The 17,894-nt window shown below is 71.5% G+C and carries 15 protein-coding genes and 1 pseudogene; 13 read left to right on the top strand and 3 right to left on the bottom strand.

Annotated elements, in window-relative coordinates; translation table 11 throughout:
• Positions 1-236 precede the first annotated feature (236 nt).
• The 6 genes and pseudogenes from AC3ETA_RS38550 (at position 237) to gatB (ending at position 6,543) form a co-directional block, all read left to right on the top strand.
• On the top strand, positions 237-2,459 hold the full coding sequence (locus tag AC3ETA_RS38550) for a putative bifunctional diguanylate cyclase/phosphodiesterase (protein ID WP_432197559.1): 2,223 nt from the start codon (positions 237-239) through the stop codon (positions 2,457-2,459).
• 59 nt (positions 2,460-2,518) lie between these two features.
• Positions 2,519-2,698: pseudogene (locus tag AC3ETA_RS38545) on the top strand (DUF4267 domain-containing protein); the annotation flags it as partial.
• Between the two features lie 283 nt (positions 2,699-2,981).
• On the top strand, positions 2,982-3,278 hold the full coding sequence (gene gatC / locus AC3ETA_RS38540) for an Asp-tRNA(Asn)/Glu-tRNA(Gln) amidotransferase subunit GatC (RefSeq protein WP_007384860.1): 297 nt from the start codon (positions 2,982-2,984) through the stop codon (positions 3,276-3,278).
• A 5-nt stretch (positions 3,279-3,283) separates the two neighbouring features.
• Positions 3,284-4,777: an Asp-tRNA(Asn)/Glu-tRNA(Gln) amidotransferase subunit GatA gene (gene gatA / locus AC3ETA_RS38535; protein ID WP_432197558.1), complete on the top strand. Its 1,494-nt coding sequence runs from the start codon at positions 3,284-3,286 to the stop codon at positions 4,775-4,777.
• Positions 4,774-5,013, top strand: coding sequence for a hypothetical protein (locus AC3ETA_RS38530; RefSeq protein WP_432197557.1), 240 nt, complete (start codon positions 4,774-4,776; stop codon positions 5,011-5,013). The genes gatA and AC3ETA_RS38530 overlap by 4 nt, the downstream gene beginning before the upstream one ends.
• A gap of 15 nt (positions 5,014-5,028) precedes the next feature.
• Positions 5,029-6,543, top strand: a complete 1,515-nt coding sequence (gene gatB, locus AC3ETA_RS38525) for an Asp-tRNA(Asn)/Glu-tRNA(Gln) amidotransferase subunit GatB (RefSeq protein ID WP_432197556.1) — start codon at positions 5,029-5,031, stop codon at positions 6,541-6,543.
• A gap of 59 nt (positions 6,544-6,602) precedes the next feature.
• On the opposite strand, the gene AC3ETA_RS38520 is transcribed toward gatB, so the two are convergent.
• Positions 6,603-7,409, bottom strand: coding sequence for an SAM-dependent methyltransferase (locus AC3ETA_RS38520; protein WP_432197555.1), 807 nt, complete (start codon positions 7,407-7,409; stop codon positions 6,603-6,605).
• A 208-nt stretch (positions 7,410-7,617) separates the two neighbouring features.
• Between AC3ETA_RS38520 and AC3ETA_RS38515 the strand changes: the two genes are divergently transcribed.
• From AC3ETA_RS38515 to AC3ETA_RS38485, 7 genes are all read left to right on the top strand, one after another.
• The gene (locus AC3ETA_RS38515) at positions 7,618-7,974 is read left to right on the top strand and encodes a hypothetical protein (RefSeq protein ID WP_432197554.1); all 357 of its coding nucleotides are present in this window, start codon (positions 7,618-7,620) and stop codon (positions 7,972-7,974) included.
• Between the two features lie 211 nt (positions 7,975-8,185).
• The gene (locus tag AC3ETA_RS38510) at positions 8,186-10,432 is read left to right on the top strand and encodes an MMPL family transporter (protein ID WP_432197553.1); all 2,247 of its coding nucleotides are present in this window, start codon (positions 8,186-8,188) and stop codon (positions 10,430-10,432) included.
• Entirely contained in the window at positions 10,410-10,985 is a 576-nt protein-coding gene (locus AC3ETA_RS38505; RefSeq protein ID WP_432197552.1) for a GNAT family N-acetyltransferase, read from the top strand. Before AC3ETA_RS38510 ends, AC3ETA_RS38505 begins: the two co-directional genes overlap by 23 nt.
• Positions 10,986-11,020: 35 nt before the next feature.
• Positions 11,021-11,593, top strand: a complete 573-nt coding sequence (locus AC3ETA_RS38500) for a hypothetical protein (protein ID WP_432197551.1) — start codon at positions 11,021-11,023, stop codon at positions 11,591-11,593.
• A 206-nt stretch (positions 11,594-11,799) separates the two neighbouring features.
• Positions 11,800-11,991 (top strand): hypothetical protein, encoded by a 192-nt coding sequence (locus tag AC3ETA_RS38495; RefSeq protein ID WP_432197550.1) that lies wholly within the window; start codon positions 11,800-11,802, stop codon positions 11,989-11,991.
• A gap of 200 nt (positions 11,992-12,191) precedes the next feature.
• Complete coding sequence (locus AC3ETA_RS38490; RefSeq protein ID WP_432197582.1) at positions 12,192-15,248, top strand: helix-turn-helix transcriptional regulator; 3,057 nt, start codon at positions 12,192-12,194, stop codon at positions 15,246-15,248.
• 38 nt (positions 15,249-15,286) lie between these two features.
• Positions 15,287-15,511 (top strand): DUF6191 domain-containing protein, encoded by a 225-nt coding sequence (locus tag AC3ETA_RS38485; RefSeq protein WP_432197549.1) that lies wholly within the window; start codon positions 15,287-15,289, stop codon positions 15,509-15,511.
• A gap of 17 nt (positions 15,512-15,528) precedes the next feature.
• Here AC3ETA_RS38485 and AC3ETA_RS38480 read toward each other — a convergent pair whose 3' ends face one another.
• Positions 15,529-16,668, bottom strand: a complete 1,140-nt coding sequence (locus AC3ETA_RS38480) for a PQQ-dependent sugar dehydrogenase (protein WP_432197548.1) — start codon at positions 16,666-16,668, stop codon at positions 15,529-15,531.
• Positions 16,669-16,779: 111 nt separating this feature from the next.
• Positions 16,780-17,778 (bottom strand): aldo/keto reductase, encoded by a 999-nt coding sequence (locus AC3ETA_RS38475; RefSeq protein ID WP_432197547.1) that lies wholly within the window; start codon positions 17,776-17,778, stop codon positions 16,780-16,782.
• Positions 17,779-17,894 lie beyond the last annotated feature (116 nt).

Genomic DNA, 17,894 nt, shown 5'->3' with positions numbered 1-17,894 from the left:
ATACGGGTGGCTGGGGCGCATTCGGGCAACCGTCGACGACCGCTGCCCGTGGAAGCCTTCTGCGGCCTACTGTTGAGATGTGCGCCTGCCGTGCCCAGCTGCGGTTGGGGCATCCCCTTGCTCTTGAAGGGCTTTGAAGGGTGAGGGGAAGGGCTTTCCGACGCGGTGCCGTTGAAGGTCGATTTCGGGCATCGGGCCGCGTGGCGTGGGCACCGCCGGCTGTGAGAGGGACGGGAATGGAACCGACCGAGAGCGCCGCCCCGCACTCACGGTTGCGCCGGCTGACCGGCGCATGGCGAGGGTGGGCGGCGCGGACCGCGGAGCGTTCGCGGGCGGAAAGAGTCGCGGGGGCGCGCACCGTGCCGGACGGCCGCACCGCCGTACAGATCGGCGTCGAGCCGGCTGCCGGGCCGGCGCACCCCGACCACGAACGCCATCTGTCCTGGCCCGCGCTGCCCGCGGCGGTCGTCGCGGCGGCCGGGTTCGTCCTCGGCGCCGGGTTCTACCGGGCGTTCACGGACCATCATGCCCTCTTCCCGTCGGGCACGGTCGGCTGGTCGCTGGCCGTGCTGACCGGCGTCATCGTCGGCCATCTGGTCGCCCTCGGCCGCGCCCGCTGGTGGGGCGGCACCGGCTCCGGCGCCGCGCTGACCCTCGCCGTGCTGATGCTGTACGGCTGGGTGCCGGCCGGCATGGTCAGCCTCACCGTCGTCGTCCTGGTCGGCGTGGCCCGCCGCAACCGCTGGCGCCAGGGCGTGCTGCACGGAGCGGTGGACATCCTCGGCATCGCCGCCGGAGCCCTGGTGCTGGCTGCCTTCGGCCGGGTGCCCACCGTCGAGACCCCCTGGAACCCGGACACCTGGACGCTCTACACCGCGCCCGGCGTGGTGCTCGTCGCCGCCGCCTACCTCGCGGTCACCCGGGTCCTGCTCTGGTACCTCCAGGCCCCGCGCGGCGGCCTGCCCACCGTGGAGCGCACCGCGCTCGTCCGGCAGGGCCTGGTCGCGGTCGCGCTGCTGGGCATAGCACCGCTGGTGTGCGTCGTCGCCATCGCCAAGCCGCTGCTGCTGCCGCTGTTCGCCATTCCGCTCGTCGCCCTCGACTCCACCCTGTGGATAGCCCGGGCCCGGGCGGAGGAGCAGTTGCGCGATCCGCTCACCGGGCTGCCCAACCGGCAGTGGCTGCTGGAACGCATCTGGACCGCACTGGACGACGCCGAGCGCATCGGCGCCCGGTCCGCCCTGATGCTGATCGACCTCGACCGGTTCCGATCGGTCAATGACACGCTCGGTCATCTCGCCGGTGACCGGCTGCTGTTGCAGATAGCTGACCGGCTGCGGTTGGCCCTGCCGCGAGGGGCGGAGGCCGCGCGGCTCGGCGGTGACGAGTTCGCCGTCTTACTGCCGGTCGCCGACTCCACGACGTCCGCGACCCGGGTCGCCCGCGGTCTTGTCACCGCCCTGAGCTCCCCGCTCGACCTCGACGGCCTCACCCTGGTCCTGGAGGCCAGCGCCGGCGTCGCCGTGTTCCCGGACCACGCCCTCGACGCCGAGGGGCTGCTGCGGCGCGCGGACGTGGCGATGTACCAGGCGAAGCGGGACCGCACCGGCGTCGAGGTCTACGAGTCCAAGCGCGACTCGAACACCCCCGACCGGCTGGGCCTGCTGGGCGATCTGCGCCGCGCCCTCGACGCGCACGAGGTCGAACTGCACTACCAGCCCAAGGTCCGCTTCGACGGCCAGGTGGCGGGTCTTGAGGCTCTGGTCCGGTGGGTGCACCCGGAGCGCGGGAAGGTGCCGCCGGACGAGTTCATAGCGATCGCCGAGTCCTCTGGCCTGATGCCGCATCTGACGGAGTACGTGCTGGAGACCGCGCTCGCTCAGGTCGCGCGCTGGCGGGCCCAGGGGCTGCATGTCCCCGTGGCGGTCAACGTCTCCCCGCGCGACGTCCACACCCCCGGCTTCGCGGGCTCCGTCGCCGCGCGGCTCGCCCGGCACGGTGTCCCGGCGGGAGCGCTGCAACTGGAGATAACGGAACACGTCCTGCTGGAGGACCCGCAGCGGGCCGCGGACACGCTGGCCGGGCTGACCGGGCACGGCGTGAAGATGTCTTTGGACGACTTCGGCACGGGCTACTCCTCCCTGGTGCATCTCAGACGGCTGCCGGTGAGCGAGCTGAAGATCGACCGGTCGTTCGTGGCCCGGCTGGCGGTGGACAACGAGGACGCCGAGATCGTGCGCTGCACCGTCGATCTGGCGCACTCGCTGGGTCTGCTCGTGGTCGCCGAGGGCGTCGAGGACGACGAGACCTGGGAGCGGCTGCGCGACCTGCGCTGCGACGCCGTACAGGGCTGGCTGGTGGCCGCCGCGATGCCGCCGGAGGAGACCACGGCATGGCTGCTGGCGCGAGGGTCGCGAGGCTGGCAGCGGCCGCGTGCGGCACTGCCGGCCGCCGAGTAGGCAAGTGCCGCGAGAGGTGGTGCGGCGGCTGCGGCGCCGTCGTGGCCGGTCGCGCCCACGCGGCGGTAGCCGCTGCCGGGGCCCGCGCCGAGGTCTGGTTCATGCTCGCCGTGGCGCTCATCCCGCTCTTCGACACACTGATGGTGCTGCGGCACGGCGGCGCGAAGACCGTGGCCTTCGGGATCCACTTCGCCACGGCGGTCCTGGTCTTCATCAGTGCCGTCCTGCTGTTCCTCGTCCGAGCACGCCGACACCGATCTCGCACCGGGGGTCCGAGACATGTCGCCGGAGGCCACCGTGGAGAGCCTGCTGGAGGTGCAGGACCTCTACGACAACCCCTTCATGAAGAGCGAGGTCCGGGACGGGCGCCGCGGGTGACCACGAACGGGGCGGGGGAAACCGTTTCACGGCCACCGCTCCCCGCCCCATAGGATTGGGGCCAGCCGTCACAATCCCGTCGATCGCGAGAATGTGACGACTGGCCCCGCCCCGAACCACACACTCACCCCAGAGGATCGCTGCATGCCTGGCATCACGCGCGAGGAGGTCGCCCACCTCGCCCGGCTGGCGCGTCTGGAGCTGAAGCCCGAAGAGCTCGAACACTTCGCGGGACAGCTGGACGACATCATCGGCGCGGTCGCCCGCGTCAGCGAGGTCGCCGACCAAGACGTACCGCCGACCTCGCACCCGCTCCCGCTGACGAACGTCATGCGGGCGGACGAGGTCCGTCCGTCGCTCACCCCCGAGCAGGCGCTCTCCGGCGCCCCGGCCCAGGAGCAGCAGCGTTTCAAGGTGCCGCAGATCCTGGGGGAGGACTAATCGCCATGACGGACATCATCAAGCTCACGGCCGCCGAGACGGCCGAGAAGATCGCCTCCGGCGAGCTCACGGCCGTCCAGGTCACCGAGGCCCACCTCGCCCGGATCGAGGCCGTCGACGAGAAGGTGCACGCCTTCCTGCACATCGACCGCGAGGGCGCCCTCGCCCAGGCCCGTGCCGTGGACGACAAGCGCGCCAAGGGCGAGAAGCTCGGCCCGCTGGCCGGCGTCCCGCTCGCGCTCAAGGACATCTTCACCACCGAGGGCATTCCGACGACCGTCGGTTCGAAGATCCTCGAGGGCTGGATCCCGCCCTACGACGCGACGCTCACCAAGCGCCTCAAGGCCGCCGACGTCGTCATCCTCGGCAAGACCAACATGGACGAGTTCGCCATGGGGTCGTCGACGGAGAACAGCGCCTACGGGCCGACCGGCAACCCGTGGGACCTCACCAAGATCCCCGGCGGTTCGGGCGGTGGCTCCTCCGCCGCGCTCGCCTCCTTCCAGGCCCCCCTCGCCATCGGCACCGACACCGGCGGCTCCATCCGCCAGCCGGCCGCCGTCACCGGCACGGTGGGCGTGAAGCCGACGTACGGCGCGGTCTCCCGCTTCGGCATGGTCGCCTTCTCCTCCTCCCTCGACCAGGGCGGCCCCTGCGCCCGCACGGTCCTGGACGCGGCCCTGCTGCACGAGGTCATCGCCGGGCACGACCCGCTCGACTCCACCTCCATCGACGCCCCGGTCCCGCCGGTCGTCGAGGCCGCCCGCAACGGCAGCGTGCAGGGCATGCGCGTCGGCGTCGTCAAGCAGTTCCGCGGCGAGGGCTACCAGGCCGGCGTCATCCAGCGCTTCGACGAGTCCGTCGAGGTGCTGAAGGAGCTGGGCGCCGAGATCGTCGAGCTGGACTGCCCGTCCTTCGACCTCGCCCTGTCGGCGTACTACCTGATCGCCCCGTCCGAGTGCTCCTCGAACCTCGCCCGCTTCGACGGCCTGCGCTACGGCCTGCGGACCGGCGACGACGGCACGCACTCCGCCGAGGAGGTCACCTCCCTCACCCGTGAGGCGGGCTTCGGACCCGAGGTCAAGCGCCGCATCATGCTCGGCACGTACGCCCTGTCGAGCGGCTACTACGACGCGTACTACGGCAGCGCCCAGAAGGTCCGCACGCTCATCACGCGCGACTTCGAGAAGGCCTTCGAGCAGGTCGACGTGATCGTCTCCCCGACGACCCCGACCACCGCCTTCGCGATCGGCGAGCGCGCCGACGACCCGATGGCGATGTACCTCGCCGACCTGTGCACCATCCCCACCAACCTCGCGGGCAACGCGGCCATGTCGCTGCCGTGCGGTCTGGCCCCGGAGGACAACCTCCCGGTGGGCCTGCAGATCATCGCCCCGGCACTGAAGGACGACCGTCTTTACAAGGTCGGGGCGGCCGTCGAGGCGGCCTTCGTGGAAAAGTGGGGGCACCCGCTCCTGGAGGAGGCACCGTCGCTGTGAGCAAGCTGTCGAAGGCCAAGGACTTCAAGAAGTCCAAGTCAGGTCTGTACCTGTCCATGGCCACCACCGCGTTCGGTGCGGTCAGTGTCGCCAAGCAGGCCAGGAAGGCCCGCACGGAGAGCGACACGCTGCGCCTGATCGACGCCGCCGTGTCCGCCGCCGCCATCGCCACCGGCCTCGCCATCCTCTACCGCGAGCTGAAGCGGCTGGGCGACGACGACGTCCTGCTGGGCTGAGAGGGAAGTTTCACCGTGACCACCACGACCGACCTGGTGTCGTACGAGGACGCACTCGCGTCGTACGACCCCGTCATGGGCCTTGAGGTCCATGTCGAACTCGGCACCAAGACCAAGATGTTCTGCGGCTGTTCGACCGAGCTCGGCCAGGACGCCAACACGCAGACCTGTCCCACCTGCCTCGGCCTGCCCGGCGCGCTCCCGGTCGTCAACGCGACCGGCGTCGAGTCCGCGATCAAGATCGGTCTCGCGCTGAACTGCGAGATCGCCGAGTGGTGCCGCTTCGCCCGGAAGAACTACTTCTATCCGGACATGCCGAAGAACTTCCAGACCTCCCAGTACGACGAGCCGATCGCCTTCAACGGCTTCCTCGACGTGCAGCTGGAGGACGGCGAGACCTTCCGCGTGGAGATCGAGCGCGCCCACATGGAGGAGGACACCGGCAAGTCGACGCACGTCGGCGGCGCGACGGGCCGTATCCACGGCGCCTCGCACTCGCTGCTCGACTACAACCGCGCCGGCATCCCGCTCATCGAGATCGTCACCAAGCCGATCGAGGGCGCGGGCGAGCGTGCTCCCGAGGTGGCGAAGGCGTACGTCCGTGAGCTGCGCGAGCTCATCCGGGCGCTCGGTGTCTCCGAGGCCCGGATGGAGATGGGCCAGATGCGCTGTGACGTGAACCTGTCGCTGCGCCCGAACGGCACCGAGAAGTTCGGCACCCGCTCGGAGACGAAGAACGTCAACTCGCTGCGGTCCGTGGAGCGCGCGGCCCGCTTCGAGATCCAGCGGCACGCGGCCGTGCTGTCGTCCGGCGGCACGATCGTCCAGGAGACCCGTCACTTCCACGAGGACACCGGGTCGACGACCTCGGGCCGCGTGAAGGAGGAGGCCGAGGACTACCGGTACTTCCCGGAGCCCGACCTGGTCCCCGTCGCCCCCTCGCGCGAGTGGGTCGAGGAGATCCGGGCGGCCCTGCCCGAGCTGCCGCTGGCCCGTCGTACCCGGCTCCTCGCGGAGTGGGGCATCACCGCCCTCGACATGCAGGCGATCCTCAACGCCGGTGCCCTGGACCCGATCGTCGCCACGATCGACGCCGGTGCCGACGCCGCCTCCGCCCGCAAGTGGTGGATGGGTGAACTGGCGCGCAGCGCCAACGAGTCGGGCAAGCCGCTGGACGAGCTGTCGATCACGCCGGTCGAGGTCGCCCGCGTCTCCGAGCTGGTCTCGAAGGGCGACCTGAACGACAAGCTGGCCCGTCAGGTCATCGAGGGCGTTCTCGCGGGCGAGGGCACCCCGGACGAGGTCGTCGACAAGCGCGGTCTGAAGGTCGTCTCCGACGAGGGCGCCCTGGGTGCCGCCGTCGACGAGGCCATCGCCGGCAACCCGGGCATCGCCGACAAGATCCGCTCCGGCAAGGTCGCCGCGGCCGGTGCCCTGGTCGGCGCGGTCATGAAGGCGACCCGGGGGCAGGCCGACGCGGCCCGCGTCAAGGAGCTGATCCTTCAGAAGCTGGGCGTCAGCGAGGGCTGACCCGGTAGCCGTACACCGCGAGGGGGACGCATCGACCGTGATGCGTCCCCCTCGGCGCGTCATCGTACGCGGCGACCCACCAGCCGTACGAAGCCCAGCGCGCGGCCCTCGTCCCGCCGCACCATCTCGCCGACCCTGCGGGCCGTCGTGCGGTGGAACTCCTCCGGGCTCTCCTCGGCGACCACCTCGCACCACAGCAGCCAGTCCCGCCAGCCCTCGTCCAGCCAGTCGGCGGCCTCGACCTCGACGGCCCCGCTGCGGGTCCAGTGGCGGCGCCACCAGTCGGCGGAGTGGAAGCACCAGTAGTCGGGCTCCCACCACGGTGCGAGGTGCTCCGGCGGTTCGAGGCCGTCCGGCTCCTCCCGCAGCGCCGGCACGACGACGCCGATCCGGCCGCCCGGCTTCAACAGCCGGGTGAGCGTGGGCAGGTAGAGATCGTCGGTGCCGAAGTACTGATACGCGTCCACGCTGACGATCGTGTCGAAGCTGCCTTCGGCGAACGGCAGATCGTGGGCCTCGGCCTTGACGGGCAGGACCCGGTCGGCGAAACCGGCCTCCGCCACGCGCCGGGCGTTGTCGTCGGGCTCGATCCACAGGTCGGCGGCAGTGACCTGGGCGTCGTACTCCCTGGCCAGGAAGACGGAGGTCATTGCCCGGCCGCAGCCCAGGTCCAGGACACGGGCGCACGGGCGCAAGGTGTCCAGGCCGAGGGCGGGGGCCAGCCACTCCAGCAGCCAGAGGGCGTTGGGGCCCATCTGGTTCTCGACGACCCAGCGGGGGTCGTAGCTGTTACTGCGCGGGTGGCCGGGGTGGGTCAGGCGCTTGGCGAGGTCCTCGTCCGAGGTCCTCGGGGTGATGTCTGGCATCGGTGAACGGGCTCCTTGAGTCCGGGGAAGCGGAAAGGGATACGGAGGAGCTCGGTCCGACGCTCAAACAACTCGGTCCGACGCTCAAACAACGCACCTGCCCAGGTCGGCGGCGGTGTGTCGCGGGACGGTCGACCTCCGGAAACCAACAGCGGGCCGCACGGCCCCGCATCGGGTTTCCCGGCGCGACGCGCTACGCTCGCCCGCCATGAGTGGACGCGGTGATTCCGAGATATCCGAGACGGGGGAGGAGCAGCACGCCGAGAGTGCCCAGGACGTCGAGGACCTTGAGGATCTTGAGGACCCCGGCGATCCGGAGTACGTGGCGCGGCGGGCCCGCTGGACGGCCGCCGGGAGCGGGGCGCTGCTCGCTCTCGCCGGGCTGGCCGCCGCGGTGCTGCGGGTCACGGGCTCGGCCCCGGCTCTCGTTCCGGCGGCCTACGCCTTCGGTGCCGGCTTCTGCGCGTTCGCCGCGTTCCTCGGCTCCCGGGGGCGCACCCGGCGGGCGCTGTGGGTGCTCGTGGCCGGAGTGATGGTGATGGCGCTCGGAGACCAGTTCGACTGATGTGACAGCTGCCACTCGGCAACGACAGGGTGACCGTTACTGTCCTGTGATCTGCCTCCCACTCCTGTGAATAAGCCCACGAACAGGGCAAATGATCTCCCTCGTTTGCGAGAGTTTGCATCACATCGCTCATGCGTTCTTTGCGGGCTGTTCATTTTCTGAACGACTGATCCCGGTCAAAGATCCATAAATCGTCCCCGGGAGCACGTTCGTGGCAGCTCTAGCACGCTGGTGTGTCCAACGCCGCCTCGTCGCCGTACTGCTCTGGCTCCTCGCCTTCGGCGGGGTGACCGCGGCCGCCGCCGTGACGGGCACCGCGTACTCGAACGACTACGAGGTCCCGGGCACCGAGTCCGGCCGTGCCACGCAGCTCCTTCAGGACGGCTTCCCCGGCCTGGGCGGCGACAGCGACACCGTCGTCTGGCACACCCCGTCCGGCACCGTCCGCGCCACCGACGTCGAACAGGCCATGACGCGGACCCTGGACGAGATCGCCGGACTGCCCGGTGTCGCGGCCGTGGGCAGCCCCTACGACAAGCCCGGCTCCGTCCAGATCAGCGGGGACGGGCACACGGCGTACGCCACCGTCACCTTCGACGACAGCGCCGAGAACATCGACAAGGGCGAGGCGCAGGCGGTCGTATCAGCGGCCAAGGACGCCGAGACCGACGGGCTCCAGGTGGAGCTGGGCGGCAGCGCCATCGGGCTCACCGAACCGAGCGGCGGGCACATCGCCGAGATCGTCGGCGTGGCCGTCGCCGCGGTCGTGCTGTTCCTCGCCTTCGGCTCGCTCGCCGCCTCCCTGCTGCCCATCGCCACCGCTCTGGTCAGCGTCGGCACCGCCTACGCCGGCATCGCCCTCCTCGGGCACGCCATGACCGTGGCCGACTTCGCGCCGATGCTCGGGATGCTCATCGGGCTGGGCGTGGGCATCGACTACGCCCTGTTCATCGTCACCAGACACCGGCGCGGACTGAAACGCGGGCTGTCCGTCACCGAGTCGATCACGAACGCCGTGGCGACCACCGGACGAGCGGTGGTGTTCGCAGGAGCGACGGTGTGCATAGCCCTGCTCGGGATGCTGATCCTGCAGCTGAGCTTCCTGGGCGGCGTCGCGATCGCCGCCTCGCTGACCGTGGTCCTCACGGTCACCGCCTCCGTGACCCTGCTGCCCGCCCTGCTGTCGTTCATCGGCATGCGCGCCCTCAGCCGCCGCGAGCGGCGCCGGCTGGCCGAGCACGGCCCCGAGCCCGAGGTGCCCACCGGGTTCGCCGCGCGCTGGTCGGCGTTCGTGGAGCGCCACCCGAAGGTGCTCGGCGCCATCGCCCTGGCCGTCATCACGGTCCTCGCACTGCCCACCCTCGGGCTGCGCCTGGGCACCTCCGACCAGGGCAACGGCCCGCAGACCTCCACCACCCGCCAGGCCTACGACCTCCTCGCCGACGGATTCGGGCCCGGCGTGAACGGCCCGCTCACCCTGGTCACCGAGGTCGACGGCGGCGACGACAAGCTCGCCCTGGACAACCTCGACGCCGCTCTGCGGAACACCGAGGGCGTCGCGTCGGTGACCCCGGTGACCTACAACGCCGGCGGCGACACCGCGTACCTCACCGTCGTACCCGAGTCCTCCCCGCAGTCGCAGCAGACCAGCGACCTGGTGGACCGGCTGCGCGGCGACGTCCTGCCTCGCGCCGAGACCGGTACCTCGCTCGACGTGCAGGTCGGCGGCATGACCGCCGGCTACGACGACTTCGCCGACGTGATCGTCGGCAAGCTGCCGCTGTTCGTCGGGGTCGTCATCGGCCTGGGGTGTCTGCTGCTCCTGCTCGCCTTCCGCTCGGTCGGCATTCCCCTGAAGGCCGCCGCGATGAACGTGGCCGCCGTCGCCGCCGCCTTCGGAGTGGTCGTCGCGATCTTCCAGTGGGGCTGGGGCAGCGAACTGCTGGGGCTGGGCCGGGCGGGCCCGATCGAACCGTTCCTCCCGGTGATCATGGTCTCGGTGCTCTTCGGCCTGTCCATGGACTACCAGGTCTTCCTGGTCAGCCGGATGTACGAGGAGTGGCTGGAGACCGGCGACAACCGGCGCGCCGTCCGGATCGGCCTAGCCGAGACCGGCCGGGTGATCAACTCCGCGGCGGTCATCATGATCTCGGTCTTCCTCGCCTTCGTCCTCAGCGGCGACCGCGTGATCGCCATGTTCGGCATAGCGCTGGCCGCAGCCGTCGCCCTGGACGCCTTCGTCCTGCGCACGCTCCTGGTCCCCGCCCTCATGCACATGCTCGGCGGCGCCAACTGGTGGCTGCCGCGCTGGCTCGACAAGCGCATGCCCCGCATCAGCATCGAGCCGCCCGAGTCCCGCGCCGCCCATGAGAGGCTGGCCGCCGCGACGGACGCCGAGGTGGCGGACGTGCTGGCCGAGGAGGAGCGACAGCGGGATGTACGCGATATCGCTGGGTGACGACGGAGCCGAACTGCGCCCGCTGGAGCCCTGGCACGCCGAGGAGTTCCTGGCCCACCTGGAGCGCGGACGGGAGTTCATCAACCAGTACATCCCCTTCGGGGCGCAGGCCACGGACGTGGACTCCGCACGCGAGGCGCTCCAGCGCTACGCCGACATGCGCGCCGCCGACACCGGCTCCCTGCACGGCCTGTGGCTGGACGGGAAGCTGGTCGGCGGGGTGCTGTTCCTGAACTTCGACGCCGCGAACGCCAACTGCGAGGTCGGCTGCTGGCTGGAACCCGCCGGCACCGGACGCGGGCTCGTCACACGCGCGATGCACGTGCTCATCGACTTCGCGATCGAACGGCGCGGCATCCACCGCGTCGAGTGGATCGCCGCCGCCGGGAACACGCCGAGCCTGAACGTGGCACGACGACTCGGGCTGACCCGGGAGGGCGTGCGCAGGGAGAGCTACCCCTATCGTGGGGTGCGGCACGACCTCGAGGTGTGGTCGATTCTGGCCCCCGAGTGGCGTCAGGCACGCGCGCGTGCCGCTCACAGGGATCATTAAGAAAGCTCTCAGACAGCGTCCGTACGGTGCGAGGCATGGGAACGAAGACAGTGGACGAGACCGGGGCCGAGACGGGCACCGACGCGAAGACCGACGAGGAGAAGGTGGACGTCACCAAGACGGCCGACGCCACCGACTCCACCGCTGCCGACGAGGCGGCGGAGACCGAAGAGAGCGATGAGGAGGTGGCCGCCGAGGCGACGGAAGCGGCCCCCGCCGGTGTCGGCCAGGGCGCCGCAGCGGTCGTCTCCGCGGCACTCGGCCTCGTCTCCCTGACCGGCGGCTGGATCGGCACGGTCGCCGCCGCGCGCGAGACCCTCATCGGCCAGCTGGAGACCGCCTCCAACGCGAGCGTGTCCCAGCAGATCAAGGAGGTCTACGGCGACGCCTGGCAGACCTCCGCGCTGTGGGCCGGCGTGTTCGCGCTGGCCGCGCTGATCGTCGGCGTCGTGGTGCTGGCCCGTCCCGCGTTCGGGACGCCCGGCAAGCCTCAGGCCGTGTGGATCAAGTCGGTCGCCTGGGGCGGCGTCGCACTGGGCGTCATCGGCCTCCTGCTGGCCGTCCTCAAGTACACCGACGCACTGCTCGGCCTGCCCTCGGCAGGCTGAGTCACCGCAGATCCGAAGGGGCCTCAGAGCCGCCGTAAGCACCTTAGACGGCGCCCTGAGGCCCCTTACGCATGTCTGAGGCCCCTTCGGCGGGCGAAGATGCGGAACTCTCCCGATGTGGCGGACCCCCCTGGGAGAGGAAGGTTGAGGCATCGCGGAAAGCGACGCAGGAAACCACCTCTCACCAGGAAAACGAGGGATCGACCATGTACGGGTACGAACTCCACCACATCCGTTCCGCCGAACTGATCCGCCGGGCCGAGCACGAGCGCCTGGTCCGCGAGGCCGTCCGGGGCCGCCGGGCGGCCCGCCGCCGGGAACGCGCCGTCCAGGCCGCCGAGGAGCCGGAGTCTCATACGTCCCGCCTCCGCAGGCACCGGCCTCCACGCGCCGCGTGACGGCCCACGGCGGTCCCACCCCGCCGATCCGTGCCGCACGGCACGCGAAGCCGGTCCAGGCAATATCAGCCCGTCCGGCGCTTGAGGACGAGGCCCCTTCAGGGCCGAAGCGGGGGTACGGGGGCGGCAGCCCCCGTACGACCGCGGGCCCCGCGCCGGGCCCGGCGAAAACCGGTGCCCTCCTGTCCGTGCCGCGTGCGATGCTCGCCCCCGTGGAGAGCAGGTCCGTAAGTCCCGTGTTCGTCGGCCGTACGGCCGAGTTGGAGACGCTGAACGACGCGCTCGCCCGTGCCGCCGCGGGCGAGCCGCAGGCATGGGTGCTCGGCGGTGAGGCCGGGGTCGGCAAGACCCGGCTCGTCGAGGAGTTCGCGTCCGCAGCCGCCCGTGAGGGCGCCGTCGTCGTGCTCGGCGGCTGTGTCGAGATCGGCGCCGACGGCCTGCCGTTCGCCCCGTTCTCCACCGCGCTGCGTGCCCTGCGCCGCGAACTGCCCGACGAGCTGGCCGCCGCGACAGCCGGGCAGGAGGAGGAACTGGCCAGGCTACTGCCCGAGTTGGGCGAGAGCACTCCTTCGGGCGGACCCGACCGCTCCGACGAGGAGGGCATGGCCCGCCTTTTCGAACTCACCGCCCGCCTCCTGGAACGCGTCGCCGCGGGCCGCACGGTCGTCGTGGCCCTGGAAGACCTGCACTGGGCCGACGCCTCCACCCGCCACCTCCTCGCCTACCTCTTCCGCACCCTGCGTACCGGCCGACTGATCGTCCTCGCGACCTACCGCTCCGACGACATCCACCGCCGCCACCCGCTGCGCCCCCTCCTCGCCGAACTCGACCGGCTGCGCACCGTCCGCCGGATCGAACTCGGCCGCTTCAACCGCGCCGAGGTCGGCCGCCAGATCGCCGGCATCCTGGCCTGCGAACCCGACCCGGCCCAGGTCGACGAGATCTTCGAACGCTCCGACGGCAACGCCTTCTTCGTCGAGGAACTCGCCGTCGCCGCCCACGAGGGCAGCTGCACCGGACTCACCGACTCCCTGCGCGACCTGCTCCTGGTCCGTGTCGAGAGGCTGCCCGAGAGCGCCCAGCGGGTCGCCAGGATCGTCGCCGAGGGCGGCTCCACCGTCGAGTACCGGCTGCTGGCGGCCGTCGCCCAGCTCGCCGAGGACGACCTCATCGAGGCGCTGCGGGCCGCCGTGGGCGCCAACATCCTCATCGCCGCGCCCGGCGACGACGGCTACCGCTTCCGGCACTCCCTGGTCCGCGAGGCCGTCGGCGACGACCTGCTTCCCGGCGAACGCTCCCGCCTCAACCGCCGCTACGCCCAGGCCCTGGAGGCCGACCCGACGCTCGTCCCGGCCGGCGAGCGCGTCATGCGGCTGGCCAGCTACTGGTACCACGCCCACGACCCCGCCAAGGCCCTGCCCGCCGTCCTGGACGCCTCCGTCACCGCCCGCCGCCGGCACGCCCACTCCGAGCAACTACGGCTGCTGGAACGCGCGATGGAGCTCTGGGACTCCGCCCCCGAGGACATCCGCGCCACGCTGCGCCCGGTCGACTACACCGAGGTCTACCCTCCCTGCGGCTGCGACCCCACCACCACTGCGCTGCGCTATCTCGACCTGATGGCCGAGGCCGCCGTCGCCGGCCGGCGCTGCGGGGAACGCGAACGTGCCCTGAAGATCACCAAGCGGGCACTGCACCTGCTGGAGGACGACGGCGAACCCCTGCGCGCCGCCTGGTTCTGGGTCCAGCGCTCCCGGCTGGTGCAGGCCATGGCCCGCGGCGACGGCTGGAAGGAACTCGGCACCGCCCAGGAGCTGGTGCGCGGCCTGCCGCCGTCCGAGGTGCACGCCGAGGTGCTGGCCACCGCGGCCAACTGGTCGATGCTGCGCGCCCCCGGCCCCGACGCCATGTCGGCCGCCGAGCGGGCCGTCGAGTACGCCCGCATGGTGGGCGCCGAGGACATCGAACTCAACGCGCGCCTCACCCTCGGCGGCCTCATGGTCGAATCCGGTGACATCGACGCCGGACTGACCCAGATGTACGAGGTCAAGAAGGAGGTACTGACCCGCGGCCTCACCGCGGTCGTGGGCCGCAGCCATGTGAACCTCCCTTCCGCCCTCGAAGGCATCGGCCGCTCGCAGGAGGCCGTCGTCATCCTGCGCGAGGGACTGCACCTCACCCAGGAGTGGGGCCTGCGCGACTCCGAGGCCTGGATGTGGACGAACCTCGCCGAGTCGCTGATCTCGCTGGGCCAGTGGGACGAGGCCGCCGAGGCCGCGGTGAACGCCCAGCGCACAGGACAGTCCGCCAAGCCGCACGGCGGAGCCTCCAACCGGCTCGCCCAACTCGCCCTCGCCCGCGGTGAGATCGCCGAGGCCGCCCGCCATCTCGCCGCCGCCCGTGCCTCCTACGGCACCCACGACCCCATGCCCCAGAACAACCTGCCGATGTCCCTCCTCGCCCTGGGCACGGCCGCCGCCGAGGGCCGCCTCCTGGACGCCCGCGCGGAAGCCGACCGGGCCCTGGACGCCGGCTTCCCGCCCGGCACCCACCGCTACGCATGGCCGGTGCTGCTGGCCGCCGCGGTCTCCGAGTCCGACGCCCGAGCCCAGGCACTGCCCACCGCGCAGGAGGGCCGCGCAGCCTTCCTGCAACGCCTCTTCGAGGCCGTCCGCACACTCACCACCGGCGCTCCCGTATGGCTGGCGTACGAGAAGTGGACCCGGGCCGAACTCGACCGGGCCGACGGCCGGACCACCACCGAGACCTGGTCCGACGTGGTCACCGCCTTCGAGGCCCTGGAACGCCCCTACGACCTCGCCCAGGTCCGCCACCGCCTGGCGGAGGCCCTGCTCGCCGTCGGCGGCGACGACGAACGCGCCCGCGCCACCGAGCTGCTCCGCCTCACCCGGGCCACCGCCACCCACCTCGGCGCCCGCCCGCTCGCCGACGCCGCGTCCCACCTGGCCCAGCGGGCCCGCCTCAGCCTCACCGCGGCCCCGCACCGGCCCACGGCCGACCCCGCCGACTCCCTCGGTCTCACCACCCGCGAACGGGACGTCCTGCGCCTGGTCTCCGTCGGCCGCACCAACCGCCAGATCGCCGAGGAACTCTTCATCTCCCCGAAGACGGCCAGCGTCCACGTGTCGAACATCCTCGGCAAGCTCGGCGTCTCGGGGCGGGGCGAGGCCGCCGCCGTGGCCCACCGGATGGGGCTGTTTCCGGCCGAGACGCTCACCTCAGGGACGAGCGGCTGAGGCATACGCTGTAAGGGACGTCGACTCCGGGAGGTTCCGTGTTCAACGCGTTCGAGGAACTCTTCGCCCCCGGCCGAAAGCACACCCGCGACGAACAGAACCGCCTCGAACTGACCCGCGAGGATGTCGGCGACAACGACCCCGGACGCGGTCCGATAGACCTCGCCTCCGGGAAGGTCGTCGTGCGACCGCCCGAGCCCTCGCCCGAGGGAGACGAGGCCGACGGGGCCGAGGGCGCAGAGGGAGCCGACGGCAAGGCGTAGCCAGAAGTCGGCGCCGCTCAGGTCACCTGGAGCTCCAGGATCCGGTCGTCCCCGTCCTTCGGGTCGCCCCGCCCGTCCGTGTTGCTGGTCACCAGCCACAGCTTGTCGCCGCCCGCCGCGACGACCGTCCGCAGCCGGCCGTACTCACCCTCCAGGAAGGCCTGCGGGTCCGCCGAGGCCTCCGTGCCGTTCAGAGGGATGCGCCACAGGCGCTGCCCCTTCAGCCCGGCCATCCAGACCGAGCCCTCGGCGTAGGCGATGCCGCTGGGGGAGGCGTCATCGGTGCCCCACTGGGCCAGGGGGCTGTGAAACGCGCTGTCGTCCGACTTGCCCTCGGCCTCCGGCCAGCCGTAGTTGTCGCCCGGCTTGATCGCGTTCAGTTCGTCCCAGGTGTCCTGGCCGAACTCCGAGGCGAACAGGAGCTGCTTGGAGTCCCAGGCCAGGCCCTGCACATTGCGGTGGCCGTAGGAGTACACGGGGGAGTCGGGGAAGGGATTGCCCGGCGCCGGCTCGCCCTCCGGTGTCAGCCGCAGGATCTTGCCGCCCAGGGACTCCTTGTCCTGGGACAGGCCCGTGTCACCGCTCTCCCCGGTGCCCGCGTACAGCATCTTGTCCGGGCCGAAGGCGATTCTGCCGCCGTTGTGGATGTAGCCCTTGGGGATGCCCTTGAAGACCGTGTCGGGTGCCCCCAGCTGATCACCGGCCGCCCGCTGCTCGTCGTACACCATGCGGACGATGCGGTTGTCCGAGGCCGAGGTGAAGTACGCGTAGATCATGTGGTCGGAGGCGTAGTCCGGGGACAGCGCCAGGCCCATGAGGCCGCCCTCGCCCGCCGGGGAGACCCCCGGCACCTCGCCCAGTTCGGTCTTCTTGCCGGTCTCGCCGTCGACACGGGTGATCGTGGCGTCGTCACGGGAGGAGACGAACAGGTCGCCGTCGGGGAGCGGGGCCAGGCCCCAGGGGGTGCTCAGGCCCTCGGCGACCGTGCGTACCACCTTCACCGTGCCCTTTGCCGGCGGGGTCTCGGCCGCCTGACGGGTGGGCGAGGCCGTGGTCCCGCTCGGCGCCCGGTCTCCGCCCTTGCCCGGCGCGTCCCCGTCGCCGGAGGAGCAGCCGGCCGTCAGCAGGAGTGCGGCCGCGGCCAATACGGCCGACACAGCTCGACGTTGCACGATCACGGTCCCTTCGATGCGGCGGGTTCTACTGTTCTTACACCGCTCGCGCCTCAGAGGTTCCCGATCCGCGAACCTCGAATCGGCGCCACCCCGTCAGTCCCAGGATCCCTGCGCCCCCGGCAGCCCCGCCACCTCGGCCAGGTCCTGCCTGGACAGCCGCAGCGCCTCGGCGCCCGCGTTCTGCGTCACCCAGCGCTCCTGCTTGGTGCCCGGTGTCGCGACGACGTGCCGGCCCTGGGCGAGGGCCCACGCCAGCGCCACCTGCGCCGGCGTGACCTCCTCGCCGTGCCGGGCCGCGACGCGGCGCAGGCCGGCCACGATCGGCTGGTTCGACGCCATCATCTCCGCGGTGAACCGTGGGTGCCGGGCCCGTACGTCGTCCGGTTCGAAGCCCTGGCCCGGGGTGAGCGTGCCGGTGAGGAAGCCGTTGCCCAGCGGCATCGCCGCCAGGAAGCCGATCCCGCGGGCCTCGCACCACGGCAACAGCGCCTCCAGAGCCTCGGGCGACCACACCGACAGCTCGGCCTGCACCGCGCTCACCGGAAAGACCTGCTGCACCCGCTGCAACTGCCGGATCGTCGCGTCGTGCAGGCGGGTGCCGAGCCGGCGGCCACCTCGCGCGCCCACCGCGCACAACCCCAACGCCCTCACCTTTCCGGCCCGGACGAGTTCCGCCATCGCGCCCCACGTCTCCTCGACGGGGACCTCGGGGTCGGCGCGGTGCAGTTGATAGAGGTCGATCACGTCCGTCTGGAGGCGGCGCAGGGAGGCGTCGCAGGCACGTTTCACATAGCCGGGGCGGCCGTTGGCCACGATGTGCTGTTCGCCGACCAGCAGACCGACCTTGGTCGACACGAACGCGTCCTGCCGACGTTCCTTCAACACCCGCCCCACCAATAGCTCGTTGGTGAACGGGCCGTACATGTCGGCCGTGTCCAGCAGCGTCGAGCCGAGATCGAGCGCCCGGTGCACCGCCCTGACCGACTCCTCGCCCCGCTGCCGCGACGAGCTGTAGGCCCAGCTCATCGGCATGCACCCGAGCCCGACGGCTCCCACCGCGAGTGCCGCCGCGCCGATCGTCCTGCGCTCCACCTGGCCGTAACCCTCCCTCTTCCGGCACCCCAACCTAACCTCTGCGCTCCGGTTCGCCCGACCTAGGGCCCGCTCGACGGTGCCGCCGGGGTCGCGGGCACTCCATCCCGCTCACC

Source organism: Streptomyces sp. bgisy027, assembly GCF_057710365.1.
This window is presented reverse-complemented; position numbering and strand designations above follow the sequence as displayed.

Bases quoted from the DNA above. Each gene is read 5' to 3' on its own strand.
- AC3ETA_RS38490 (WP_432197582.1), top strand. From the start codon at position 12,192: ATGCTCGCCCCCGTGGAGAGCAGGTCCGTAAGTCCCGTGTTCGTCGGC.
- AC3ETA_RS38505 (WP_432197552.1), top strand. From the start codon at position 10,410: ATGTACGCGATATCGCTGGGTGACGACGGAGCCGAACTGCGCCCGCTG.
- gatA (WP_432197558.1), top strand. From the start codon at position 3,284: ATGACGGACATCATCAAGCTCACGGCCGCCGAGACGGCCGAGAAGATC.
- AC3ETA_RS38495 (WP_432197550.1), top strand. From the start codon at position 11,800: ATGTACGGGTACGAACTCCACCACATCCGTTCCGCCGAACTGATCCGC.
- AC3ETA_RS38550 (WP_432197559.1), top strand. From the start codon at position 237: ATGGAACCGACCGAGAGCGCCGCCCCGCACTCACGGTTGCGCCGGCTG.
- gatC (WP_007384860.1), top strand. From the start codon at position 2,982: ATGCCTGGCATCACGCGCGAGGAGGTCGCCCACCTCGCCCGGCTGGCG.
- AC3ETA_RS38515 (WP_432197554.1), top strand. From the start codon at position 7,618: ATGAGTGGACGCGGTGATTCCGAGATATCCGAGACGGGGGAGGAGCAG.
- AC3ETA_RS38520 (WP_432197555.1), bottom strand. From the start codon at position 7,409: ATGCCAGACATCACCCCGAGGACCTCGGACGAGGACCTCGCCAAGCGC.
- AC3ETA_RS38500 (WP_432197551.1), top strand. From the start codon at position 11,021: ATGGGAACGAAGACAGTGGACGAGACCGGGGCCGAGACGGGCACCGAC.